Annotated in this window: 23 protein-coding genes; 14 read left to right on the top strand and 9 right to left on the bottom strand. The window is 59.5% G+C overall.

What is annotated here, in order from left to right:
• The first annotated feature begins 47 nt into the window (after positions 1-47).
• A complete protein-coding gene (betA, locus tag FB593_RS05405) occupies positions 48-1,697 on the top strand; it encodes a choline dehydrogenase (RefSeq protein ID WP_065658185.1) in 1,650 nt (549 codons plus the stop codon).
• Between the two features lie 3 nt (positions 1,698-1,700).
• On the opposite strand, the gene FB593_RS05400 is transcribed toward betA, so the two are convergent.
• Together FB593_RS05400 and FB593_RS05395 are read right to left on the bottom strand one after the other, a co-directional pair.
• Entirely contained in the window at positions 1,701-2,000 is a 300-nt protein-coding gene (locus tag FB593_RS05400) for a type II toxin-antitoxin system RelE/ParE family toxin (RefSeq protein ID WP_065661272.1), read from the bottom strand.
• The gene (locus tag FB593_RS05395; protein WP_003511882.1) at positions 1,997-2,269 is read right to left on the bottom strand and encodes a YlcI/YnfO family protein; all 273 of its coding nucleotides are present in this window, start codon (positions 2,267-2,269) and stop codon (positions 1,997-1,999) included. The genes FB593_RS05400 and FB593_RS05395 overlap by 4 nt, the downstream gene beginning before the upstream one ends.
• Positions 2,270-2,415: 146 nt before the next feature.
• On the opposite strand from FB593_RS05395, the gene FB593_RS05390 reads away from it, so the two are divergent.
• The gene (locus tag FB593_RS05390) at positions 2,416-3,759 is read left to right on the top strand and encodes a chloride channel protein (RefSeq protein WP_162632935.1); all 1,344 of its coding nucleotides are present in this window, start codon (positions 2,416-2,418) and stop codon (positions 3,757-3,759) included.
• 7 nt (positions 3,760-3,766) lie between these two features.
• Here FB593_RS05390 and FB593_RS05385 read toward each other — a convergent pair whose 3' ends face one another.
• The gene (locus FB593_RS05385; RefSeq protein WP_003511884.1) at positions 3,767-4,519 is read right to left on the bottom strand and encodes a DUF3750 domain-containing protein; all 753 of its coding nucleotides are present in this window, start codon (positions 4,517-4,519) and stop codon (positions 3,767-3,769) included.
• A gap of 73 nt (positions 4,520-4,592) precedes the next feature.
• Between FB593_RS05385 and FB593_RS05380 the strand changes: the two genes are divergently transcribed.
• Both FB593_RS05380 and FB593_RS05375 read left to right on the top strand, forming a co-directional pair.
• Positions 4,593-5,585: an asparaginase gene (locus FB593_RS05380; RefSeq protein WP_111789401.1), complete on the top strand. Its 993-nt coding sequence runs from the start codon at positions 4,593-4,595 to the stop codon at positions 5,583-5,585.
• A 245-nt stretch (positions 5,586-5,830) separates the two neighbouring features.
• Positions 5,831-6,451 (top strand): glutathione S-transferase family protein, encoded by a 621-nt coding sequence (locus tag FB593_RS05375; protein ID WP_013635651.1) that lies wholly within the window; start codon positions 5,831-5,833, stop codon positions 6,449-6,451.
• A 97-nt stretch (positions 6,452-6,548) separates the two neighbouring features.
• On the opposite strand, the gene FB593_RS05370 is transcribed toward FB593_RS05375, so the two are convergent.
• Together FB593_RS05370 and FB593_RS05365 are read right to left on the bottom strand one after the other, a co-directional pair.
• Positions 6,549-7,208: a glutathione S-transferase family protein gene (locus FB593_RS05370; RefSeq protein ID WP_003511889.1), complete on the bottom strand. Its 660-nt coding sequence runs from the start codon at positions 7,206-7,208 to the stop codon at positions 6,549-6,551.
• Positions 7,209-7,289: 81 nt separating this feature from the next.
• Positions 7,290-7,805, bottom strand: coding sequence for a MarR family winged helix-turn-helix transcriptional regulator (locus FB593_RS05365; RefSeq protein WP_145166372.1), 516 nt, complete (start codon positions 7,803-7,805; stop codon positions 7,290-7,292).
• Positions 7,806-7,946: 141 nt separating this feature from the next.
• On the opposite strand from FB593_RS05365, the gene FB593_RS05360 reads away from it, so the two are divergent.
• The 4 genes from FB593_RS05360 to FB593_RS05345 all read left to right on the top strand — a co-directional run bounded on the left by FB593_RS05360 (position 7,947) and on the right by FB593_RS05345 (position 13,575).
• The gene (locus FB593_RS05360; RefSeq protein ID WP_019564151.1) at positions 7,947-9,479 is read left to right on the top strand and encodes an MDR family MFS transporter; all 1,533 of its coding nucleotides are present in this window, start codon (positions 7,947-7,949) and stop codon (positions 9,477-9,479) included.
• 226 nt (positions 9,480-9,705) lie between these two features.
• On the top strand, positions 9,706-10,722 hold the full coding sequence (locus FB593_RS05355; protein WP_035251638.1) for a ligase-associated DNA damage response exonuclease: 1,017 nt from the start codon (positions 9,706-9,708) through the stop codon (positions 10,720-10,722).
• A 1-nt stretch (position 10,723) separates the two neighbouring features.
• Complete coding sequence (locus FB593_RS05350) at positions 10,724-12,349, top strand: cisplatin damage response ATP-dependent DNA ligase (RefSeq protein ID WP_080799185.1); 1,626 nt, start codon at positions 10,724-10,726, stop codon at positions 12,347-12,349.
• 260 nt (positions 12,350-12,609) lie between these two features.
• Entirely contained in the window at positions 12,610-13,575 is a 966-nt protein-coding gene (locus FB593_RS05345; protein WP_003511897.1) for an alpha/beta hydrolase family protein, read from the top strand.
• 45 nt (positions 13,576-13,620) lie between these two features.
• Here the strand turns inward: FB593_RS05345 and FB593_RS05340 are convergent, their stop codons facing one another.
• Entirely contained in the window at positions 13,621-16,341 is a 2,721-nt protein-coding gene (locus FB593_RS05340) for a heavy metal translocating P-type ATPase (protein ID WP_112391609.1), read from the bottom strand.
• A gap of 167 nt (positions 16,342-16,508) precedes the next feature.
• Between FB593_RS05340 and FB593_RS05335 the strand changes: the two genes are divergently transcribed.
• From FB593_RS05335 to FB593_RS05325, 3 genes are all read left to right on the top strand, one after another.
• A complete protein-coding gene (locus FB593_RS05335) occupies positions 16,509-17,417 on the top strand; it encodes a L,D-transpeptidase (RefSeq protein ID WP_019564146.1) in 909 nt (302 codons plus the stop codon).
• Positions 17,418-17,576: 159 nt separating this feature from the next.
• Positions 17,577-18,302, top strand: coding sequence for a L,D-transpeptidase (locus FB593_RS05330; RefSeq protein ID WP_013635657.1), 726 nt, complete (start codon positions 17,577-17,579; stop codon positions 18,300-18,302).
• Between the two features lie 355 nt (positions 18,303-18,657).
• On the top strand, positions 18,658-19,596 hold the full coding sequence (locus FB593_RS05325; protein ID WP_111798909.1) for a calcium-binding protein: 939 nt from the start codon (positions 18,658-18,660) through the stop codon (positions 19,594-19,596).
• Positions 19,597-19,639: 43 nt separating this feature from the next.
• On the opposite strand, the gene FB593_RS05320 is transcribed toward FB593_RS05325, so the two are convergent.
• Positions 19,640-20,509, bottom strand: a complete 870-nt coding sequence (locus tag FB593_RS05320; protein WP_145166371.1) for a hypothetical protein — start codon at positions 20,507-20,509, stop codon at positions 19,640-19,642.
• A 78-nt stretch (positions 20,510-20,587) separates the two neighbouring features.
• Positions 20,588-21,046, bottom strand: a complete 459-nt coding sequence (locus tag FB593_RS05315) for a MarR family winged helix-turn-helix transcriptional regulator (protein ID WP_038490190.1) — start codon at positions 21,044-21,046, stop codon at positions 20,588-20,590.
• A gap of 193 nt (positions 21,047-21,239) precedes the next feature.
• Between FB593_RS05315 and FB593_RS05310 the strand changes: the two genes are divergently transcribed.
• From FB593_RS05310 to FB593_RS05300, 3 genes are all read left to right on the top strand, one after another.
• Entirely contained in the window at positions 21,240-21,662 is a 423-nt protein-coding gene (locus FB593_RS05310; RefSeq protein WP_003511906.1) for an organic hydroperoxide resistance protein, read from the top strand.
• 96 nt (positions 21,663-21,758) lie between these two features.
• On the top strand, positions 21,759-22,142 hold the full coding sequence (locus tag FB593_RS05305) for an MbcA/ParS/Xre antitoxin family protein (RefSeq protein ID WP_003511907.1): 384 nt from the start codon (positions 21,759-21,761) through the stop codon (positions 22,140-22,142).
• Positions 22,102-22,863: an RES family NAD+ phosphorylase gene (locus FB593_RS05300; RefSeq protein ID WP_186447886.1), complete on the top strand. Its 762-nt coding sequence runs from the start codon at positions 22,102-22,104 to the stop codon at positions 22,861-22,863. The genes FB593_RS05305 and FB593_RS05300 overlap by 41 nt, the downstream gene beginning before the upstream one ends.
• Before the next feature lie 43 nt (positions 22,864-22,906).
• On the opposite strand, the gene FB593_RS05295 is transcribed toward FB593_RS05300, so the two are convergent.
• On the bottom strand, positions 22,907-24,421 hold the full coding sequence (locus FB593_RS05295) for an ABC-F family ATP-binding cassette domain-containing protein (RefSeq protein ID WP_113472847.1): 1,515 nt from the start codon (positions 24,419-24,421) through the stop codon (positions 22,907-22,909).
• Positions 24,422-24,526: the final 105 nt, after the last annotated feature.

Below are 24,526 nucleotides of genomic sequence, written 5' to 3'. Positions count from 1 at the left end.
CTCAGCCCGTCAATCGGAACCAACGCTCATTGAAGAGAGAGCAAATCATGCACGCAGATTACGTCATCGTCGGTTCCGGTTCCGCAGGCTCCGCCATCGCCTATCGCCTGTCGGAAGACGGCCGTTATTCGGTGATTGTCATTGAGGCTGGCGGCTCGGATTTCGGGCCTTTCATCCAGATGCCGGCCGCACTCGCCTGGCCGATGAGTATGAAGCGCTACAATTGGGGCTATCTCTCCGAACCCGAACCGAACCTCGACAATCGCCGCATCACCGCCCCACGCGGCAAGGTCATCGGCGGTTCGTCCTCCATTAACGGCCTTGTTTACGTGCGCGGCCATGCCGAGGATTTCAACCGCTGGGAGGAATTGGGCGCGCATGGCTGGGCCTATGCGGATGTGCTGCCTTATTTCAAGCGCATGGAACACAGCCATGGCGGCGAAGAGGGGTGGCGCGGCACGGATGGGCCGCTGCATGTTCAGCGCGGGCCGGTCAGCAATCCGCTGTTCCACGCCTTCATTCAGGCTGGTGCGCAGGCAGGCTTCGAGCTGACAGACGACTATAACGGCTCCAAACAGGAAGGTTTCGGCCTGATGGAGCAGACCATCCATAATGGCCGCCGCTGGTCCGCCGCCAATGCCTACCTGAAGCCGGCGCTGAAGCGCGGTAATGTCACGCTGGTCAATGGCTTCGCCCGCAAGGTCGTCATCGAGAACGGCCGTGCCGTCGGCGTCGAAATCGAGCGCAGGGGCGGGGTGGAAACCATCAGGGCCGATCGTGAGGTCATCGTCTCGGCATCGTCTTTTAATTCACCGAAATTGCTGATGCTTTCGGGCATCGGGCCTGCCGCTCATCTGAAGGACATGGGCATAGAGGTTAAGGCGGATCGGCCGGGTGTCGGCGCAAACCTTCAGGACCATATGGAGTTTTATTTCCAGCAGGTCTCCACCAAGCCGGTGTCGCTTTACTCCTGGCTACCCTGGTTCTGGCAGGGGGTCGCGGGTGCGCAATGGCTGCTGTCGAAAGGCGGGTTAGGGGCCTCCAACCAGTTCGAGGCCTGCGCCTTCCTGCGTTCAGCGCCCGGCCTGAAACAGCCTGACATCCAGTACCATTTCCTGCCCGTCGCCATCTCCTATGATGGCAAGGCGGCTGCGAAAAGCCATGGTTTTCAGGCACATGTCGGCTACAACCTGTCGAAGTCGCGCGGCAATGTCACGCTGCGTTCCGCCGATCCGCATGACGACCCGGTCATCCGCTTCAACTATATGAGCCACCCGGAAGACTGGGAAAAATTCCGCCATTGCGTGCGCCTCACGCGCGAGATTTTCGGCCAGAAAGCCTTCGACGATTTTCGCGGGCCGGAAATCCAGCCGGGCGAAAAGGTGGAGACGGACGAACAGATCGACGCCTTCCTGCGCGAACATCTGGAAAGCGCCTATCACCCCTGCGGCACCTGCCGGATGGGCGACAGGAACGACCCCATGGCCGTCGTTGATCCCGAATGCCGGGTGATCGGCGTGGAGGGGCTGCGGGTCGCCGACAGCTCGATCTTCCCGCACGTGACCTACGGCAACCTGAACGGTCCCTCGATCATGACGGGCGAAAAGGCGGCGGACCACATCCTTGGCAAAACCCCGCTGCCGCGCTCCAATCAGGAGCCGTGGGTAAACCCGCGCGCGGCTGTCAGCGACCGGTGAGGATCAATGGTAATCGTCCTCGCGCTGGTGGCGAACGGCGGCAATGGTGACTGTTTCCGGGCCGTCGATGCGGAACAGCACGATATAGCCGGATGACCCGAACGGCACGAGGAGTTCACGTATCAGCCCGTTTTCAGAAGATGCCTTACGGCAACTGAAGGGAAAATCGCTGAGAATGTCTAATCCTGCTCTTATGGCGTGAATGGCCTTCTCGGCCACATCGATGTCGTATGCGATCAGAAAATCATAGATGCGATCGAAATCCGCCAGTGCTTCTTCGGTATAACGAAGCTGATATGTCATTTCCGTTTCGCGGCTTTCGCAGCATCGAGTTTTCTTTGCATCATCGAAAGAACATCGTCGGTGCTATAATAGACACCGGTGCGCTCCGCTTGTTCGAGCGACGCCAGCCCGCGCGCAATGAATTCCGCCTGCGATTTGCGGATTTCCACCTGCCTGCGGACCGAATCCTCGACAAATGACGATAGCGTCTCGCCGTCTTTCAGAACGCTTTCTGCCGCCTCGCGGAAATCCGCCGTTACACGCAGCGAAGGCAAAGTTGCGGTTTTCATCTTTTCTCTCCATGCGTTGCATTTGCGATGCGCAGCTTCTGCCATCTGTCGCAACGAGTCAAATGCAAAACTTGCAATCGCCGGCTGGCAGGCCGATAAAAGGGTCTCCCGCCCGACAATAACTGAAATCACCGATCTGGATCCCCATGCCCGTCGACTACAAAAAGCTGAAGATGCTCCGCCGTTCCCGTGTTGTGTGGGGTTCATGGCGGGTGTGGAAGCCGAGGGCGGTTTTCTGGATCGGCGCGATTGCGGTGGGCCTTATCAGCGTCGGTTTTGCCTGGGCGGCGGATCGCGCCCAGCATCTTTTCTTCTCGGCAACATCTTCCGGCGAATGGGCGTTTCTGCTGCCGCTTGTCGTGACGCCGCTCGGTTTCACGCTGTGCGCCTGGCTGGCGCTGACGGTTTTTCCCAATGCAGGCGGCAGCGGCATTCCCCAGGCCATCGCCGCGCGGCACCTGCGTGACGACGCGGATCGTTCGCGGCTCCTGTCGCTGAAACTCGCTTTCGGCAAGGTCGCGCTGACGGTCGTCGGGCTTTTGTCCGGTGCGTCGATCGGGAGAGAGGGACCAACCGTGCAGGTCGGGGCCTCGATCATGCTTCAGGCGGCGCGCTGGGGCGGCATGGCACAGGCAAAAGGTCTTATTCTTGCCGGATCAGCGGCGGGTATTGCGGCAGCGTTCAACACACCGCTGGCCGGCATCGTGTTTGCCATCGAGGAAATGAGCAAGACCTACGAATCCCGGGCAAACGGCCTCGTCCTTACCGCCGTCATCCTGTCCGGCCTTGCCTCGCTGGCGCTGGTCGGCAGCTATACTTACTTTGGCACCAGTTCCGTCATGGCGAAAACCATGATGGACTGGCTGCTCGTGCTGGTCTGCGGCATTGGCGGCGGTGCGTTCGGCGCGCTGTTCAGCGCGGGGGCGCTGCGCCTGTCCGCGCGCATCCGGCGCTTCGCCCAGGCCATGCCGTCAAGGCGGATGCTGGCGGTTGCCGCCGCCTGCGGCCTTGCCTCCGCCGTGATCGGCATTGCGACTGATGGCGCGACCTTCGGAACGGGTTACGAACAGGCGCGCGCCGCAATCGAGGGCCAGGCCGCACCGGCCTTCTTCTTCATCGAAAAGCTGGCGGCCACGTTTCTGGCGATGATGTCGGGCATTCCGGGCGGTATATTCGCGCCGTCGCTGTCCGTTGGCGCGGGCTTTGGCAGTACGATGGCGACTTTGCTGGGTACGAGCATCGGCCTTGGCGCCATTGTCGGCATGGCGGGATATTTCGCGGGCGTGGTGCAGGCCCCCATGACGGCTTTCGTGATCATCCTCGAAATGACCGGCAATCATGACGGCGTCATCCCCATCATGGTGGCATCGATGCTGGGATATCTAACCTCCCGGCTTTTCTCCCGGGAGCCGCTCTATCACGGCCTGTCGCGTGTTTTTATTGCCCAGAGCATCCGCGCCAAACGCGCAGCACAGGCCGCTGAGACCTGACCCGACTTTACGCGCGGATACCCGCCACTCCGAAATAGCCAAGTCCCGGTATCTTCACGCCGGGCCGGCTGAAATCGAAACCTGCGACGAGGCCGAGGAAATTGACCTCGAAGCCACTGCGTGCGCCCGCCGAAATACCGAACAACCCGCCAAGCGAGAGGCTCGCATCCTTCCAGTCGTCGGCGACGTGGTAAAACGCGCCGTTGGGCAGATAGTCGCGGCCCACAGCGTCTGATGGCAGAACCACACCGAGCTCCGGCACGCTGCGCAGCACATGGGCAACGAAAGTGTTGGAGTTGGGACCGGGATAGATACGATAGCCGCCCGGTTTGCCATAGGGATAGTCGGCAATCGCCTGTTCGATCTTCGGGATCAGTTTTTCCGCTGCCGCCCCATGAATGGCCACCACCTGACGCGGCGTGTTGGAATACCAATAGGCATCCGCCGGATAGCCATTGTGGCGTATCGGCATTCCCCAGCCCACCTTGTCGTAGCGATCGTAGGCCGTCGCGCCCGGCTTTTTCAGCACGATCCAGGCATGGCTGGCGACGGAGCCTTTAAAGCCACCGGTCATGGCGGAAAAAACGTAAACCGCCGCCTGCCGGTCGGCACCTGCTTGCGGCAGGGTGCCGGAGGACGACCAGCGCGCGTCACGCCAGCCCTGCGGGTGATCCCTCATGGCCCACAACCCCGCCGATGCCAGAGCTGGCAGCAGATAGATGATGGCAATCGCCAGCAGCAGACGTTTTGCAAATTTCACTGATAGCCTCGTGCATCGAAAAATCAATTGCGCTATCAACGACATAAAATCAGAACTTTTTGAGGCCGCAAAAATGAACAATTCCGTTACCGTCGAAGTCCTCAGGGGCAGTCTGGTCGAAAGCCGCCACCAGGGTCTTGCAGTGGTGGTGGATGGCGATGGTGGCGTCGTGTTTTCAGCTGGTGATGTCGAGCGTGGCGTCTTCCCGCGTTCTGCCTGCAAGGCCATGCAGGCGCTGCCGCTGGTGGAAAGCGGCGCGGCGGATGCCTATGGCTTCGGCAATCGCGAACTGGCGCTTGCCTGCTCTTCTCATTCCGGCGAGGACGAACACGCGGCGCTCGCCGCCTCCATGCTCGCAAGGGCGGGCAGGGATGTGGATACGCTGGAATGCGGCGCGCACTGGTCTTCCGACCAGAAGACCATCATCCATCAGGCCCGCACGCTGGAAAAGCCGACGGCACTTCACAATAACTGCTCCGGCAAGCACTCCGGCTTCATCTGCGCCTGCTGTCACACAGGCACCGACCCCGAGGGCTATGTCGGTTACGACCACCCCCTGCAGCGGGAAATTCGCGCGACGATGGAAAGCCTGACGGGTGCGACGCTTGGCCATGACAATTGCGGCGTGGACGGTTGCTCGATCCCCACTTATGCCGTGCCGCTCAAGGGTCTGGCGCATGGTTTTGCCAAGATGGCGACGGGCAGGGGGCTGGAGGCCGGGCGCGCGCAAGCCTCCCGCCGGCTCTTTGACGCCTGCATGGCGGAACCCTTTTACGTGGCGGGCACCGGCCGCACCTGCACCAGGCTGATGCAGATCGCGCCGGGCAGGATTTTCGCCAAGACCGGTGCGGAAGGCGTGTTCGTGGCCGCACTGCCGGAAAAGGGCATCGCCATGGCCGTGAAATGCGAAGACGGCACGACGCGTGCGGCCGAAGCGATGATTGCCGCAATGCTGGCGAAATATTTCGATGGCGCCGAGAACGAGGCGCTGCTTGCCATGGCAAACCGGCAGATGCGCAACTGGAACGGCATCCACGTCGGCGATATCCGGGTTGTCGGCCTCTAGAGGCATCTCCTGTAAAACTGCGCTGCGGCTTTACGTCCGGAACATGCGTAAAGATAAAAAATAAGGCGCGCGGTATGCCTTCGGTTAAACGCGACGCGCGTCAGAAATAACCTTTGACGCGGCCCGCTGCCGGCAGGATGATGGATTGCCCTTGCATGTGATGGTCTGCCAGATCGCCGCCGCAGGGGCTGGCGTCTGCACGCGAGGAGGTAGGCGCCCCTCATTGCCCTGGAGGTTGCATATCCATGTTCACACTGTTTTTCTCCCCCGGTTCCTGCTCCCGCGCCAGCCATATCGTGCTTGAGGAATCCGGCCTGCCTTACACGGCCCATCGCGTCAACTTCGCCGAGGGCGAGCAGCGCTCCGAGGCATTCCTGAAGATCAACCCGAAAGGCCGCGTGCCAGCGCTGGCCACGGCAAGCGGGGTGCTGACGGAAACGCCTGCCATCCTCGCCTTCATTGCGCAGATGGCTCCGGAGAAGAAACTCGCCCCACTCGACGATCCCTTCGAATTCGCCCTGATGCAAGCCTTCAACGCCTTCATTTCCTCCACGGTGCATGTCGCCCATGCGCATGGCCGGCGCGGCAGCCGCTGGGCGAGCGAGGATAGTTCCCTGGCGGATATGAAAGCGAAGGTGCCGCAGACCATGACCGATTGTTTCGAACTGATCGAGCACGGCATGCTGCACGGCCCGTGGGTCTTGGGCACCGCCTATTCGGTCGCCGATCCCTATCTATTCGTCATGTCCGGCTGGCTGGAAAGCGACGGCGTGGATATCGCCCGCTTCCCGAAGGTGCATGATCACTTCAGGCGCATGAACGAGCGCCCGGCCGTGCAGCGGGCGCTGGCGGGTGAGAAGGGGTGATGTGCTAAAAAGCTTGCTTCGTCATCCTCGGGCTTGTCCCGAGGATGACGTCGAGTGCGAAGAGAGGTCTGCCAACTATCCCCACTAGTGCCTTCGTTCACGCCGCCTCGGCGGCCCGGCTGTCCCACATGGACTTGAATGCCGTGCGGGCCTGGCAGCGCTCCAGCCAGGCTTTCAGCGCCGGATGGGCGTCAAACAGCGGCTGGTGGCCCTGCGCGTAACGGACGATTTCCGCCACGTTGAGATCGGCGACGGTGAAACGGTCGCCTACCAGATAATCGTGGCTGGCAAGATGTTGCTCCAGCACCCGGAAGGGCCGCCTCAAGAGGCGCGCGGCGACATCGATCACCGCTTTGCCGGCATCGCTTTCCGAAAGCCCTTCGGCAATGGCGGAGGAAATCTTCAGCGAATTGGTCTCGATTTCGGTCGCGGCAAAGAACGACCATTGCAGCATCGCCGCATCTTCCTTCAGGTCGACCGGTGCGAGCGGTCCGCCATATTTGCGGACGAGATAAAGGTTGATGGCCATGGATTCATAAAGCACCATGCCGTCATCTTCGATGCAGGGGATGGTGCCCATCGGATTGATGGCCAGAAACGCGGGGGATAGCGTGTTGAGCGGCGCGTCTGCGGCCAGGGGATCGGCAACGCGGCGGGCCTGCACGACAGGCACGTGCTTGAATTCCATGCCCAGTTCCCCGGCAAGCCAGAGCGTGCGCGTGGCGCGGGAACGGTAGACACCATAGATCGTCAACATCGAAGTCACCCTTTTACCTTTTCGATGGCGGCACGTTAAGGTCTCGTCCTTTTAAAGTGAAGTTGTGGATGTCAGGGTCAACTATGATTTTTTCTGATCCGTCAGGAGGTCCGTATCCGGTGACAGCCGGGCCTCGAAACGGTCGATGAACCGATCGAAAAGCCGGGCGAATGTCTCGACATCCTCCTCCGGCCATCCATCCATCACGTCCTGGATGACGCTCATCTTGGTCCGGCGCATTTCCTGCAGCAGACTGGTGCCAAGTGGTGTGATCTCAACGATGCTGCGGCGGGCATCCTCCTGCGAGACGCCGCGTTTCAACAGGCCGCGCCCGACCATATCCGCCACCACCCGGCTGCCGCGCGAGGGGTCGATGCGCATGCCCTCGGCAATCGCACCAACAGTGACATCGCCGTCCGTGCGGCGCAATATATCGAGAACGTCGATATGGGAGAGTTCCAGACCCGGAGCCACCTTGGCAAGCGCCATGCGCCCGATGATGCGCCGTCCGATCATGATGCGCATACGCGTCATCGTATTGCCGATGCGCTTGATGTCTTCGGGCAGATCCTCGTTCCAGTCTTCCTCAGTCGACACGCTCAGCCGTTCCTTTCAATCCCGATTTGCGATCACATTTAGCGCCAATATCATGGATGTCAAAAACTTGCCATTGACATATATATGCTAATAGCACACAAATTGTCGCAGCAAAATTGCCGAAACTCAACGAGATTTTTCATGGATATGTCCGTTGCCCCCGTGGCGCCGCTTGTGTCGGATCACCGGCGTAGGCTCATCGTTTTCCTGTTTCTGATGCTGGCCATGTTCATGGCTACCCTCGACAACCAGATCGTCTCGACAGCGCTGCCCACCATCGTCGGCGAGTTCGGCGCGCTGGAGCGTTTCGGCTGGATCGGTTCGGCCTATCTTCTGGCGACCAGCGCGGTCATGCCTGTTTATGGCAAGCTCGGAGACCTGTTCGGGCGAAAATACGTGATGATCGCGGCGGTTATCATCTTCACGCTCGGCTCGCTCGCCTGCGGGCTGGCCTGGTCAATGGATAGCCTGATCGCGGCCCGCGTGCTTCAGGGCCTTGGCGGCGGCGGCATCATGGTTTCGATCTTCTCCGTCAATGCGGATCTGTTCGAACCGCGTGAAAGAGCCCGTTACCAGAGCTATTCCAGCCTCACCATCATGGCGTCGGGCAGCGTCGGGCCCATTCTCGGCGGCACGATGAGCGATCTGTTCGGCTGGCGGTCGATTTTCCTCATCAACCTGCCACTCGGGCTTATCGTCATCACCGGCCTGATTTTCCTGCTGCCCTACCGCCGTCCCGCGCGTCAGCCGAAGATCGACTATCTCGGCGCCGTCCTGCTGGCAGCGACGATCGCAAGCGTCGTCTTCTGGGCCGACAGCAGCGAATTGTTCGGTTCGCTTATTGCAGGTCCCAGCCTCGGTATTATCGCTTTCGCCGTCATCGCCGCATTCCTCTGGGTGCAGGTGGAACGTCGCGCGCCGGAACCCGTGGTGCCGCTCAGGCTCTTCAAGGACAGCACCTTTCCGCTGTTGATGATCGTTTCATTGACCAGCGGCGGCATTGGCATCGGCATGGTCAATTATTACGCGCTGTTCCTGCAGACCACGACCGGGCTTTCCCCATCCCATGCCGGCCTGTTCTTCATCGCTGTCACCGGCGGCATCGTCATGGGTTCCTTGTCGGCCGGGCGGTTGATCTCGATCACCGGCGTCTACAAACCGTTTTCGGTGGCCGGGCTTACTATCAATGTCATCGCCATGCTGCTCTTCACGCAGATGCATGCGGGAACGCCGCTTTGGCTGATTGCGATTCTCATGCTGGCGCAGGGTTTCGCCGTCGGCCTCGGCCAGCAGGCACCCATTATCGGCGTGCAGAATTCCGCGCCGAAGGCCGATATCGGTGCCGCAAGCGGCGCGGTGACGCTCACCCGCATGGGCGGCGCAGCAATCGCCATCTCGGTCTATGGCGCGATCGTCACCTCCAGCCTCAAGGGCGTTGCCGTGACCATTCCGGGTGTCGGACGGATTGAGGAATTGACGCCGAAGATGCTCTCCGAACTGCCCGCGGCATCCCAGGCCGCCGTTGCCTCGCTCTATTCGGATGCCTTCACGCCGCTGTTCTTCGCAGCCGCCGCAACCGCCGCCATCGGCCTTGCCGCAGCACTGATGCTGAAACCGGTCCGGTTGCCAGCCGCAGCACAGGCGGCCAAGCCGGCGGAAAGTGCGGGGGAGTAGGGGGCGGCTGTCCTTATAAGGCGCGGTGAACTCGAGCTGTGCCTTCCTCCGGCAACTAGCTCTTCCCTCATCCCTGTGAGAAGCACAAGGATGAGGGATGGTTCCGGGCCTTTCCAATATACCCGCGACCTCTGAGCGCGAAAACAAAACTGCACCCCTGGAAATTTAACGCCCGTTCCGCGTTATGCTCGCAGCACTTTAAATTCGCGCGGGCGGCCCTATCTCAATGAATATGAAGCCGGAACAGCTCCTGAACTCCACGCCCAAGGGTCTCTATTGCCCGCCGGGCGATTTTTATATCGACCCGGTGCGGCCGGTGGCGCGCGCGTTGATAACCCACGGCCATTCCGATCACGCCCGCGCCGGCCACGGGGCGGTGCTGGCCACACGCCAGACGCTCGATATCATGCGCATCCGTTACGGCGAGGACTTCTGCGGCAGCGAGCAGGCGGTCGCATTCGGGGAGACGGTGGAGGTAAACGGCGTGACTGTCGGTTTCCACCCGGCGGGCCATGTGCTGGGTTCGGCGCAGATCTCCGTGGAAATGAACGGCATGCGCATCGTTGCCTCCGGCGATTACAAGCGCGGTATCGATCCCACCTGTACACCCTTCGAAACGGTGCCGTGTGATGTCTTCATCACCGAGGCCACCTTCGGGTTGCCGGTGTTTCACCACCCGCTGCCGCGGGTGGAAATCGGCAAGCTGCTCACCTCCATCAAGCAGTTTCCCGAGCGCACCCATCTGGTCGGCGCTTATTCACTCGGCAAAGCGCAGCGCGTTATCAGGCTCCTGCGCGACAATGGTTATGCCGATCCCATCTATATCCACGGCGCGCTGGCGCGGCTTTGCGATTATTACGTGTCGCAAGGCATCGATCTCGGTGAGCTGCGCCCCGCGACGCTTGAAAAAAGCGATCCCGCCATCTTCAAGGGCGCGATCGTCGTCGGCCCGCCCTCTGCATTTCAGGAGCGCTGGGCGCGTCGTTTCAACGAGCCGCTGATCGCATTCGCGTCCGGCTGGATGATGGTCCGACAGCGGGCGAAACAGGGCGGCGTGGAGCTGCCTTTGGTCATCTCCGACCACTGCGACTGGCCGGAACTGCTGGAAACCATCAAGGAAATTGGCCCGCAGGCCGTCTGGGTCACGCATGGTCGCGAGGAGGCGCTGGTGCGCTGGTGCGAATTGCAGGGCATTGCTGCCAAACCGCTGCATCTTGTCGGTTACGAAGACGAGGGGGATTGAGATGAAAGCCTTCGCCACCCTTCTCGACCGACTTGTCCTCACCCCATCGCGCAACGGCAAGCTGAAGCTTTTGACCGACTATTTCCGCGATACGCCTGACCCGGACCGGGGGTATGGGCTGGCGGCGATTGCCGGCACGCTGGACCTCAAAAGCGTCAAGCCCGCAATGCTGCGCGAGCTGGTGCTGGAGCGCATGGACGAGGTGCTGTTCCGCTATTCATACGATTATGTCGGCGACCTGGCCGAGACCATCTCGCTGGTCTGGGGCAATATCGGCGGTCTGGATGATTCCGAGGCGCAGGATCCCCGTCTTGGCGAAGTCGTGACGCTGATGAATTCGCTCGGCCGCACCGAAGTGCGCGGAGCGGTGCGCGATCTGCTCGACCGGCTCGATACCTCCTCGCGTTTCGCCTTCCTGAAACTCGCAACCGGCAGCCTTCGCATCGGCGTTTCGGCGCGGCTGGCGCGGCAGGCACTGGCGGATTTCGCAGATAAGGACATCATCGAAATCGAAACCCTCTGGCACGGTCTGACGCCGCCTTACACGACGCTTTTCGCCTGGCTGGAGGGCAAGTCCGAGCGACCGGTTCTGGCAACGCCCGCCATCTTTCACTCGGTGATGCTGGCCACCCCGGTTGCAGACGGCGATCTCGATGGTCTGGACCCTGCCGATTATGCGGCCGAGTGGAAATGGGACGGCATCCGTGTGCAGCTTTCCCGCGCAGGTGAGACGCGCAAACTCTACTCCCGCTCCGGCGACGATATTTCCGGCGCATTTCCCGACGTGCTCCATGCCATCGATTTCGAAGGCGTGATGGATGGTGAATTGCTGATTGGCGGCACGGCGCGCTCCAACAATCTCACGCGCACCTTTTCCGACCTTCAACAACGGCTGAACCGCAAGACGGTGACGGCCAAGATGCAGGATGACTATCCGGCCTTTATCCGCGCCTATGACCTACTGTTCGACGGCGAGAGCGACATTCGCGCGCAGACCTATCTAGAACGCCGTGGCCGCCTGTCGGATATCATCGAACATGCCCCGCATGACCGCTTCGACCTGTCTCCGCTCATCGGTTTTTCAACATGGGACGAGCTGAATACGCTTCGCGCCGCGCCGCCCGATCCGGTGATCGAAGGCGTGATGATCAAGCGCCGCGACAGCGCCTATCAGGCCGGCCGGGCCAAGGGGCCGTGGTTCAAGTGGAAACGCGATCCCTACAATATCGATGCTGTCATGATGTATGCGCAGCGCGGCCACGGCAAACGCTCGAGCTATTATTCCGATTTCACCTTCGGCGTATGGGCGGAAGGTGAAGATGGCGAACAACTGGTGCCGGTTGGCAAGGCCTATTTCGGTTTTACCGATGCGGAGCTTGAAGTGCTGGACAAGTTCGTGCGCGACAATACCGTCGAGCGTTTCGGGCCCGTGCGCGCGGTGCGCGCCACGCCGGATTTCGGTTTCGTGCTGGAGGTGGCTTTCGAGGGCATCAACCGTTCCAACCGCCACAAATCCGGCGTTGCCATGCGGTTTCCACGCATTGCGAGGCTTCGCGCCGACAAACTCCCGGCGGAGGCGGATCGCCTGGCGACGCTTGTGGCGATGATCGATGGCGTTGATGGGTAGGGGTCTCCGCTGTCTCCCTCATCCTTGTGCTTGTCACAGGGATCCAGCCAGCCCAAGTCGTTGGGCTGATGGGACTCTTCCCGCCGCGCCGATGCGCGTCGACTGGATTCCTGTAACAAGCCCAGGAGTAAGGGAATGTTTTGTCCAGAAAATGCCATGATGGCTGCGAATACATTGTTGTCATTCGCGAATCCGTGATTGGACAGCCTCTCGCCGCAGTGCTGAACTGCTTCTAATGTTTTGATCACTCAGGTGCGCATATGCCAGATAAACGCTTTCTCTCCTCAGCATTCGGACAGGAAGAAAGCGGCGCGACCTTAAGGAGCCTGACGCGGCGCAATCTGCTTGTGGGTGCCATGGGCCTGTCAGCAGCGGCACTTCTGCCCGCAGGTGCGAAAGCGGGCATTCCCACGCCCGAAGTGCTGCCGCTGGAAAAGCAGGATTACGGCGAGGCGCGCAAACGGTTCCATACCCATTTGCTGCGCAAAATGTCCGCTCCGGAAAAATCATCGCCGCTCGGCACACCGCCGGGCGCGGAACGGGTCACCTATCGTGGCGGGCCGGATGGTTCCATCGAGCTTGTGGCCTGGCTTTCCCATTATCAGCCCTCGACGGTACTCAAACCCGCGGTGCTTTTCCTGCACGGCGGCAACGCCACCGGTGACGGCCATTGGGCGATGATGAAGCCCTATTGGGAGGCGGGTTTCGTCGTGCTTTTGCCGTCCTTCCGGGGCGAAAACGGCCAGAACGGCAATTATTCCGGTTTCTACGACGAAACAGCGGATGCGCTGGCGGCGGCGACCTATCTGGAAAGCCTGCCCGGTATCGACAGGAAACGCTTCTTCATCGCCGGGCATTCCAATGGCGGCACGCTGACGCTCTTGGCCGCCATGAGCCGCAAATTCCGTGCCGCCGCGCCGATTTCTGCGGGCGTCAATTCATGGCGTTACTTCAACCGCTATTCGGACGAACTCTGTTTCGACGAAACCGACGAGCGGGAATTCATCATGCGCTCTTCGGTCTGTTTCGGTCCCAGCCTCAAATGCCCGGCGCTGTTGCTGCGCGGCACGGAGGAGCGCCCGTTCGACGCCGATCACCAGCTTTTCGTCGATCGCGCCGTGTATTCGGGATTCAAGGTCGACAAAAAACTGCTGCCCGGCACACACAATGGCGTGGTGCCGGGTGCCGTGACGGAAAGCATCCGCTTTTTCAACGAATTTGCATAAAAAAGGGCCGAAAACCGCTTTGCAGCTTTCGGCCCTCTCGTAAAGTCAGGCGCTCTTCTTGAAGTAGCCGAGCAGCCGCATGGCATTGGCGGTGACGAGAACCGTAGCGCCGGTGTCGGCGAAGACAGCGAGCCACAGGCCGGAGAGGCCGGTAACCGTTGTCACCAGGAATACCGCCTTCAGGCCGAGCGCGATCGTTACGTTCTGGTGGATATTGCGCATGGTGGCGCGCGATAGGCCGATCAGGCGGGCAGCATCGCCGACATTGTTGCGCATCAGCGCTGCATCCGCCGCTTCCATCGCCACATCCGTGCCTGAGCCGATGGCGACACCGACGCTTGCAGCCGCGAGGGCGGGCGCATCGTTGATGCCGTCGCCCACCATCACCACGGTTTTCTTCTGGGCAAGCTTGCGGATTTCCTCGACCTTGTTCTGCGGCAGGAGTTCGCCGCGCGCTTCAAGTCCCAGCTTGTTGCCGATTGCCTTTGCCGTGCGGGCATTGTCGCCAGACAGCATAAGCGAGGAAATACCCATCTCCTTCAATGCCTTGATGCCTTCTGCCGCATCCTTGCGCGGTTCGTCGCGCATGGCGAAGAGACCGCTTGCCGCACCCTCGGCCATGACGACGGCCACGGTCTTGCCTTCGCTTTCCAGTGCGGAAATGCGCTCTGCAAGTTCCGTCGATACGGTCCCGACTTCGGTTGCAAAACGCGGCGCGCCGATAAACAGGCGCTTGCCGCCGACGGTGCCCTGCATGCCACGACCGGAAATCGCCTTGATCTCCGAGCCGGGCAGGGGAGTTACGCCTGCCTTGTTGGCATGGTTGACGATGGCTCTGGCAAGCGGATGGCTGGACTCGTTCTCGATAGTCGCGGCTTGCGCGATCAGCCCGGCCTCGTTGCCGTCAAGAGCCACCACATCCGTCACGACAGGTTCGCCGAGCGTCAGCGTGCCGGTCTTGTCGAAGGCCACGGTTTCGGTGCGTGCCAGCATCTCGATAACCGCACCGCCCTTCACCAGCATACCGTGCCGTGCCGCAGCCGAAAGGCTGGAGGCGATGGCAGCCGGAACGGAAATGACGAGTGCGCAGGGGCAACCGATCAGCAGCAGGGCGAGACCGCGATAGATCCAGGTGTCCCAGTCGCCAAGGCCCACAAGCGGCGGCACCACGATCGTGAGTGCGGAAATCGCGACGATCAGCGGCATGTAGTAACGCGAGAAGTTCTGGATGAAGCGCTCGGTCGGGGCGCGGGCGTCCTGTGCTTCTTCAACGAGCGTGATGATGCGGGCAATGGTGTTGTCTTCCGGCGCGCGGTCGACCCGAATGCGCAGCGAACCGTCATGGTTGATCGAACCCGCAAAGACGCGTGCGCCCTTTTCCTTGGCGACCGGAATACTCTCGCCGGTCATTGGCGATTCGTCGACGCTGGATTCGCCTTCCATCACCACGCCATCGGCGGCAATGCGGTCGCCCGGACGCGCCACGACCACCTGTCCGATGCGAACCTTATCGGCGGCCACCTGCCGAAGCGTACCGTTTTCTTCCACCAGTGCCGTTTTTGGCAGCAGGGAACCGAGAGCCTTGATGCCCGAGCGGGCACGTGCGGCGGCAAAGCCTTCCAGCAACTCGCCAACGGAGAACAGCAGCACGACGATCGCCGCTTCTTCCGCCTCGCCAATGATGATGGCGCCGATGGCGGCAATCGTCATCAGCATCTCGATGGTGAAGATTGCCCCGAAACGCGCGGCGTTGAAGGCGTTGCGCGCAATGGGAAACAGCGTGACCAGCGTTGCGACGATGAAGGCGTAACTGCCCCATGCCGGGAAGCCAAGCTCCGCAGCATAGGCAACGGCCACGAGAATGGTGCCGGTGAAGGTGTTGCGCGCCTTGGCCGTGCGCCACCACACGCCTTTTTCATCCGCGCCATGGGCGTGGCCCATGTCGGCGCTCTGCGCGACGGTTTCAACGCTCCCGTGGCTATGCGCGTGCTTCGCATCGTCATGATGGTGGCCGCCGCAGCTTGAATGGTCGTGGTCGGCGTGGTCATGGCTCGAATGGTCGTGGCCTGAATGATCATGTTTGTGATCGTGATCATGGCCGTGATGACCGCCGCATGATCCATGGTCATGGTCGTGCGCATGATCATGATTATGTTCTTCGACCTTGCCGAGTGCGGTTTTTTCCTGCGGCAGCAAGGCAGGCTTGAAGCCGAGCTTGCGCAGCGTGTCCTCGATCTTGTCGACCGGGGTTTTGTTGTTTGCCAGAGAAAGGTTCAGCCTTTCGCGCGCAACGGATACCTTGACGTCGGCAACACCGGGCAGACGCGAGAGCGCGGTTTCAATCTTGGCCGCGCAGCTGCCGCAATCCATGCCGCCGACAGAGAAGGCCAGGGCATTGTTCTGCTCAATGCTCGGTGGTGCTTCCGCATGGTGATGACCACCGCACGATGAATGGTCATGATCATGCCCATGATCGTAATGTTCCGCCGCAATCTTTTCGCGCGGAGCCTTGTCCTGCGGCAACAAAGCGGGCTTGAAGCCAAGTTTGCGCAGCGTATCCTCGATTTTTGCGACCGACGTTTTGTCTTCCGCCAGCGAAAGGTTCAGCCTTTCGCGCGCAACGGAGACCTTGACGTCGGCAACGCCGGGCAGGCGGGAGAGCGCCGTTTCGATCTTCGCCGCACAGCTGCCGCAATCCATGCCGCCGACCGTGAAGGTCAGGTCTCCTGATTCCCCGTTCAAACTGCCGCGTGTCGAAATATTCATGGTTCTAGCTCCTGAATTCCACTCGACAGCCAATCTGGCACCTCTAGCAACTAGAGGTTCAAGGGCAAAAATGCGCTTTTCCGATTTTTTTTGAAAGGCACACACCAGCCTCGCGCCAGCCGCGCAATGCATCATGCCTTCAAACTTGGTTTCATGAAGCGGTTCAGATGACAGCACTCCTATTGAAAAACTGCCGCCGGGCGGCCTCGCTGGCGGTTATTGCGCTGCTGCCTTTCCTGAGCGGCTGCCTTTTCGTGACGGATACGAGCCGGATGAACCCGGACGTCTTCGTTCAGGAAACGGCGCCGGTGTTCAATTTCAATTCCGTAAGCTCCAATCGCCAGCCGGAACTGCCACCACAGCCGGGTCAGCTTTCCACGCGCCCGCCGGATCTGTTCAGAACCCGCTTCCATCAGGAATACGGTCCGCCGGTGCGCGGGCAGGGCCTGAGCGCGCCACAGGTGCAGGGATTGAATGTGCCGCAGGCGCAAGGTCAGGCGATGGCCTATGGCCTTCCGGTCTCCAATCCGCTGCACCGGGTCATGTATGGCCCGATCCGCGATGACGACCGGTCCCTGCCGGCCATTCCCTATGGTCGCATCGATCCGCGTTATCTCCGGCAGGAGGTGAGTTACCAGACGGCGGAAGCGCCGGGTACAATCGTCGTGGATACGAAGCAGCATTTTCTCTATCTGGTGCAGCCGGGCGGCAAGGCTATCCGGTATGGCGTTGGCCTCGGGCGCGACGGTTACGCCTGGTCGGGTCGCGGCAAGATCCAGTGGAAGGCGAAATGGCCGCGCTGGACGCCGCCCGACGAAATGGTCAGGCGCCAGCCGGAACTCACCTCCATTTCCGCCGCCAATGGCGGCATGACGCCGGGTCTCAACAACCCGCTCGGCGCGCGTGCCCTTTATATTTTCAAGGACGGCAAGGACACGCTTTACCGCGTGCACGGAACGCCCGACTGGCAGTCCGTCGGCAAGGCAACTTCGTCCGGCTGCGTGCGCATGCTCAATCAGGATGTGATCGACCTCTACGAGCGCGTACCGAAGGGCGCACAGATTGTGGTTATCTGACCACTTTCTAAAAGAAAGCGCTGCATCGTGGGGTTCCCCCAGCGCCTTCTGACTGGCTTTTAGCGGTCGGTTAACTATTTTCGCAATACGCCTGTGTACGTGGAACAAACGATGTACAACGGCGATATAGCCGTTCGAAATGTGGGACAATCCGGCCTTATGACAAGCACCGACACAGATCTTTCCAGACGCACTTTCCTTTCCCTTCTGGGTATTTCCTCCGCTTCGTTGCTGGCGGGCTGCGCTTCTTCCGGCACGGGTGAAGCCATTCGCCAGCAGGCGAGCAGCATCGGCAGCGATTTCCGCCAGATGTTCTCGTCGGGCGTTAGCGATGCGGAACTGGCCGTCATGTACGGTTCGGTCGAGGATGGCGGTTACGTCATTCCCGCGGTTCCCTACCAGAAGATCGACCGGCGTTATTATCGTCAGCGCGTAGTCGATCCGACCGGCGAACGCCCCGGCACCGTCGTCGTGGATACGCGCTCGCGTTTCCTCTATGTCGTGGAGCAGGGCGGCAGCGCCATGCGTTACGGCGTCGGCATCGGCCGCGATGGTTTCGCCTGGTCCGGCGAAGGCGTCATCCAGTGGCGCCAGAAATGGCCGAAATGGACCCCGCCGGACGAAATGGTCGCCCGCCAGCCGGAACTGGTCAAATATTCTTCCAAGAACGGCGGCATGCCACCGGGCCTGAAAAACCCGCTCGGTGCCCGCGCGCTCTATATCTTCCAGAACGGCAAGGACACGCTTTACCGCCTGCATGGATCGCCGGAATGGAACTCCATCGGCAAGGCCGTCTCTTCCGGCTGCGTACGCCTGATGAACCAGGACGTCATCGACCTCTATGACCGCGTGCCGCAGAAGGCACGTGTGGTTGTTTGGCAGTAGGTCTGACTGGAAGCTCTGATAGGCATCCGCTAAATTAACTGGCGAATAATGGCTGCAACATGAAGCATGTTGTGGCCATTATTTATTTCTAATATATCGATATTGTTTTTAATGTTAATAATCAATTCTGTAGTATATTTAGAAATTCCGTGACTTTTTTTGATTTTATACTATAGTGTGTTTGGGTATTCATAAGTATTTTCGAAATGAATTTCCTGCATTGCAATCATTCTAATATCTCTGTCGTTAATCGAGGAGTGAATGGCATGACTCTTTATCTCTCAAATAGTTGGCAGGTCGGTACTAGCTACGGCGAGTTTTTTACGGTGATCGCTATGGTGTTGTGAGGGACGATGTGTTCCAGCTTGGCGGCAGCGCATATGGTGGCCTAGGAGGCGTGCGCAATGGATGGGAGCGCTTTGATGGCGGTCAGGGTGAGGACAAGATTTATGTCGCGCCAACCTATCGTTACGTATGGACTGCCGTAATGATTAGCGATAACGGCCTGAAAAGCGTTGAAAAGATAGATTTCAACCAGTTCAGCCAGTGGCCTGTAAAACCGGTTTACTTTGCTGGAACGGTAGATTTTTCGAGCGTGACATCCATGTCGTCTGGCGTGACGATCTACGGTCGTGAGAGCAACAATACCTTCATAGGTGGCCAACTGGGAGAAACTGTCGAAGGAGACGGCGGCAACGACACGCTTTATGGCAATGGGGGAAATGACAGGTTGTTTGGTGACTCCACCAGCGCCAATCCTTGGGCCGCACAGCTGTACGCGGCAGGTGACGATAAGTTGTATGGCGGCGATGGAAATGATTACCTCAACGGCCAGGGCGGCAACGACCTTCTGTATGGCGATGCAGAAAACGACGAGCTACTTGGCGAAGCCGGTAACGATCAACTGTATGGCGGATCGGGGAGCGACCGGCTTCTCGGCGGAGATGGTGACGACCAATTACGGGGTGGCGCCGGAAACGACAATCTGTACGGGAAAGCCGGAAAAGATCTTCTAGACGGCGGTGAAGGCTTGGACTACCTGTGGGGAGGCATTGGGCAAGATACGTTCCAATTCAGAACTCAGGGCGCAACCAGCTATATTGAAGATTTTGAAGTAGGCATCGATCGATTGCGCTTTGACAACCTTATTGCGGACGAATTTGCTGATTTGACCATCGTTGAAAACGCCAGTGGATATGCGACTATAAGCACGGGCCGAGTGTCAATTGTCTTGACCGGAGTTTCGATTGCGGCACTTGACAGTTCGATGTTTGAGTTTGGCCTTTACGCCTGATCAGAATGGGCTACGTCGCAGCAGGCGGCGGAGCCCTTCATCGCTAATAGTTGTCCAGATCGTATTTTGAGTATTTTTTTGTTATATTTCCAGCCGTGTCATAAATCTCCAGCTCACCATTCTCAGTATAGCTGAGCATTTTTTGTCCGCTTTCGTAATATAGGCTTCCGGGCGTGACGGAAATATATCCGTTTTCATCATATTTCAGGCTAAGGGCTGAGCCGGAGAAAGTTTTCAGGGCCATCACGTCGAATTTGATGTACTCGCGCGCAACTTGAGAGAACCACCCGTTAGTCGATTTTCGAAATTCCGCTGCACTTACTTGCGTATTATAAATGCGGTCGCTGGTAAAATAATCTACCTGTTTTTTCACCAAAGCCTCATCTTCGCCATTGGCGATACGTTTCGCACCCCATGCTGCATATTGATCGTTATATTCCTCCCTCGGCGGTACGATGAGTTCTGGCTCGAAGTGCGGATTGGCTCTAGCGGCGTTCACAATGAGGCTTCTCACAATGACCTCTGCGTTTTCCGCCGTGCGCTCAATCGGATTGACGTAATAGGACGACATCATATTCGTGGCGGCGGCGTTCATGGCACTCATCGTCGCCTGCGGAATGGCGGCGGAGACGGTTTCTTTTTTTGCGACGGTTTCCAGCTTTGCTTTGGTAGCCTGCGAAGCGAGCGTCGAAATCGTCTCAATGGCCTGTGCAGTTCTTTGCTGGCCTCCGGATACCATCGCGAGTATCGAGCTTGCGGCATCTTTGCTCGATATTTTTGTCACTGAAAAAGTTTGATTGAGAATGGTCAGCGCCATTGAATTTGCAGAGATAAAAGCCATCGCCATGCCTTTTGAAATCTGCCGCAAAATGCCTTCATCGGCTTCTGGGGCTGGAACGCAGCCACAAGTCATTTTAGCTGCATAAAATATAGATGCAACTTTATCGGGAAGTGGTTAACAGATGCTTTATGACCCCTGGTTTTTCAGGGGTTAACTCCTCGCAAGCCCATCTTTAAGCGCATTAACCTGGTCCCGCAGTTGCACCAGTTCCTCCAGCCCGCAGCCCGTGGCGTCGCCGATTGCCGCCATGATCTTCACGCCCTCTTTTTTGAGATCGGCGCCCTTGGGCGTTACGGCCACCAGCACCTGCCGCTCGTCAACAGTTCCGCGTTTGCGGGTGATCAGCCCGGCATGTTCCAGCCTTTTCAGCAACGGCGAAAGCGTGCCCGAATCGAGGCCCAGCATTTCACCGAGTGCCTTCACGGTGGAGGTTTCCTTTTCCCACAGGGCCATCATGACCAGATATTGCGGATAGGTCAGGCCGATCGGGTCCAGCAGCGGCTTATAGGCGCGGGTAAAAGCGTGCGCCGCGCCGTAAAGGGCAAAGCATATCTGCTGGTCCAGCCTCAACAGGCTTTCCAAATTGGTGTCGTCGCTCTCTGCGCCCATTGTTCTGCTCCAAAAATCAACCGGGAAGGGAACAATCAGCCCTGCCTTTCGGTTCCTGCCACATGGATGCGCGGCGAAATTTCGTGAAATTATCGCAAAAAACAATTTTTTATTCAATGTGCAAAATTATATTGCGCACAATTGAATTGCGCATTATAAGAAACCCAACACCAACCCAACGGGAGTAAATGCCATGCCTATTCTCTACACGACCAAAGCATCCGCCACCGGTGGCCGCGCCGGCAACGCCAAGTCGGAAGACGGCGTACTCGACGTAACGCTGACCGTTCCGAAGGAACTCGGCGGCGATGGCGCCCGCGGCACCAATCCGGAGCAGCTTTTCGCAGCCGGTTATTCCGCCTGCTTCCTCGGCGCCTTGAAAGCTGTCGCCGGCAAGCAGAAGGTAAAGATTCCTGAAGACACGACTGTGACGGCAACCGTTGGCATCGGTCCGCGCGAAGACGGCACCGGCTTCGGCATCGAAGTGTCGCTGAAGGTCAACATTCCCGGTCTTGAGCGCGAAAAGGCAGAAGAACTGGTAGCCGCCGCCCACATCGTGTGCCCTTACAGCCACGCCATGCGCACCTCCACGGAAGTGCCGGTCTCTGTGGCCTGACCCAGCAAGTTCCAGCAGCAAGGCCGGGTTAATCCCCGGCCTTCTTGTTTATGGAAAGAAAAGTGCTATATTCTTTCTAAGGAAAGGATATATACCATGAATATTCACGCCAAGACCGCCATGGATCCTGCTTCGCAGGGCAGGGTCGTCACCAAGGCCGTTATGACCGCTGCCGAGCGGCTGGGCCTTAATGCCGCCCGCACCGCGGATATTCTCGGTGTTTCCGCCCCGACAGTGTCACGCATGAAGCGGCTCGATTTCCTGCTGGAGCCGGGCGCCAAGTCTTTCGAGCTTGCGGTGCTGCTGATCCGGGTTTTCCGTTCGCTGGATGCAATCGCCGGCGGCGATGAGGCGGTAGCCAAAAACTGGCTGCGCAATCACAATACGGCGCTTAACGCCGTGCCTGCCGAGAGGCTCACCACCATTACCGGATTGATCGATGTCCTCTCCTATCTGGACGCCCGACGCGCTCCTGTCTGAAAAGCGCGCCGCATCGGGAAAATACTGGCGGCTGGTGGAAGCGCAGCATCAGGTTTCCACCATGAAGCTGGTGGATACGGTGGAGGAGCAATCGCTGCTGGAAGATATTCTGGAGGCGAGCAAGCGGCCCTTTCCGCCGGAATGCGCCGGGCTCGATTATCTTCTTGCCACGCCCTTCCGGTATGGTGCGGCCTATCCACATGGCTCGCGTTTCCGCCGGGCTGGCTTTACCGAAGGCGTTTATTACGCCGCAGCCAAGGTGGAAACCGCGCTTGCCGAAATGGCCTTCTACCGGCTGCTGTTTTATGCGGAATCTCCCGGCACACCGCTGCCTGCCAATCCCGCCGACTATTCCGCCTTTGCCGCCCGTATCGCCACCGATGCGGCGCTGGATTTGACGAAACCGGAACTGAACCGGGACGAGGCGCTGTGGACCGACCTGCAGAATTACGAGCCATGCCAGGCGCTGGCCGAGCAGGCGCGTCTGGCGAAGATCGAGGCGATCCTCTACCGCTCGGTGCGCGATCCCGCAGGCGGCCTCAATATCGCGGTACTGTCGCCGAAAGCCTTTGCCGAAAAAATGCCGGTGGAACGGATGAGCTGGCGCATCCGCCTGTCGAAGACCGGGGTGCAGGCACTGTGCGAATTTCCGATGCGCAGAACAGGGTTTGCGGTCGCGGATTTTTCCGGTGATCCACGCCTCGCCAGCCTGCTGGGCTGACGGGCGTTTCGCTTGTTTTTACTCTCAGCCCGTTTGACGGGCCTCATGCCGACGCGAAAAACGCTTCGGGATCGTCGACTTCCACCAGCCTGCGCTTGTCGATCAGCCAGAAACGTGTTCCGACCGCCCGCACGAAACTCCTGTCATGCGAGACGAAGACGCAACTAGCCGAACGGTTGATGATTTCCGCCTCAAGCGCTTCCTGCCCATCTATATCAAGATGGTTGGTGGGCTCGTCCAGCAGGTAGAAATTCGGTTCGGCCAACCGCAGCGCCAGCATGGCGAGCCGCGCCTTCTGGCCGCCGGAAAGCGTTGCGATGCGACGTTTCTGCATTTCCATGTCGATACCGGCACCCGCAAGCAGGCCGTGTATGCGCTGGTCGCCAATGTCGAATCGGCGCGTCATGAGCGCAAATGGCGTGCTGTCGTCGTCGATTTCGGCAAGCGACTGATCGACATATCCGGCCACCAGCGAAGGCGTGGCCTTTATGCCGTCCTGTATTTGGCCTTCATCCATCACCGCCGCTTTCAGAAGCGAGATTAGCCGCGTCTTGCCGACGCCGTTGCGGCCGAGAATGACGACGCGGTCGCCCTGGTGGACAAATTGCCGGCCGGTGCGAAACAGCAATGTCCCGTCCGGCGTCGAGACCGGCACATCCTCCAGAGTGACCAGAACCTTGGCATGGGTACCGCGATTGGCGAGCTGGATCTTGCCAGCGGAGCGCTCGCTATGTGCTGGGCGCGCATTCTCCTCCAGTTTCTCGGCACGCTGGCGCAATTGCTTGGTCTTGACGGTCAGAAGATCGCTGCCCGAATTGATGCCGATATTGTTGAGCTTGGCGGCCTGCCGGCGCAATTGCTGCGCGGTTTTCATGTCGCGCTGGAAACGCCGCTCATCGGCGGCATCCTCCTCTTCGAGTGCCGCACGCGCATGGCCGTAAGGCAGCCGGAACAGTGCCGAATTTTCCGGCCGCAGGAACAGCGTGGTCTTCGTGACATTGTCGAGAAAGGCGCGGTCATGGCTGACGATGACGACCGCCGTGTCGCGCGGCAATTGACCGAGCCAGCTTTCCAGCACGTTGATTTTTTCGAGGTCGAGATGGTTGGTCGGCTCATCGAGCAGGAGAACGTCAGGCTCGGTGATCCACGCCCGCGCCAGCATGGCAAGTCGCTGCCAGCCACCGCTCAGCTCTTTCAAACGGCGATGACGATAGGGTTCCGGCACCAGCATGGCATCAAAAATAATGTCGGCGCGCCAGCTCTCATTGTCGATCTCATCCGCCGGCAGGGCGGAAAGTACGGCGTCCCGCATCGTCTTTTCCAGAAGCGGGGAGGGCAGGTGCTGGTGGACGATGGACTGCGTCAGCCCGCGCAGCCGGGTGATATCACCGCTGGTAGCGTCCAGTTCACCGGCAAGGCAATTCAGCAGGGTGGATTTGCCGTGGCCATTCGCAGCGACGATGCCGATGCGGTCTCCGGCATTCACGGTGAGGCCAAGATTGGAAAAAAGCGGCTTTCCCAGAATGATTCCGAGGTTTCGAAGCGTGATAAGGGTCATGAAATTGTCTCTGGCAAAACGGATCTGTGACGAACCGTGGTCTGCGACAATGCAGTACGGGATATCGGTTCGAGGTGATCCGTCGTGAAAACATGCGCAACGGCA

It is taken from the genome of Rhizobium sp. SJZ105 (genome assembly GCF_007828365.1).
GTDB classification, from domain to species: Bacteria; Pseudomonadota; Alphaproteobacteria; order Rhizobiales; family Rhizobiaceae; genus Agrobacterium; species Agrobacterium tumefaciens.
This window is presented reverse-complemented; position numbering and strand designations above follow the sequence as displayed.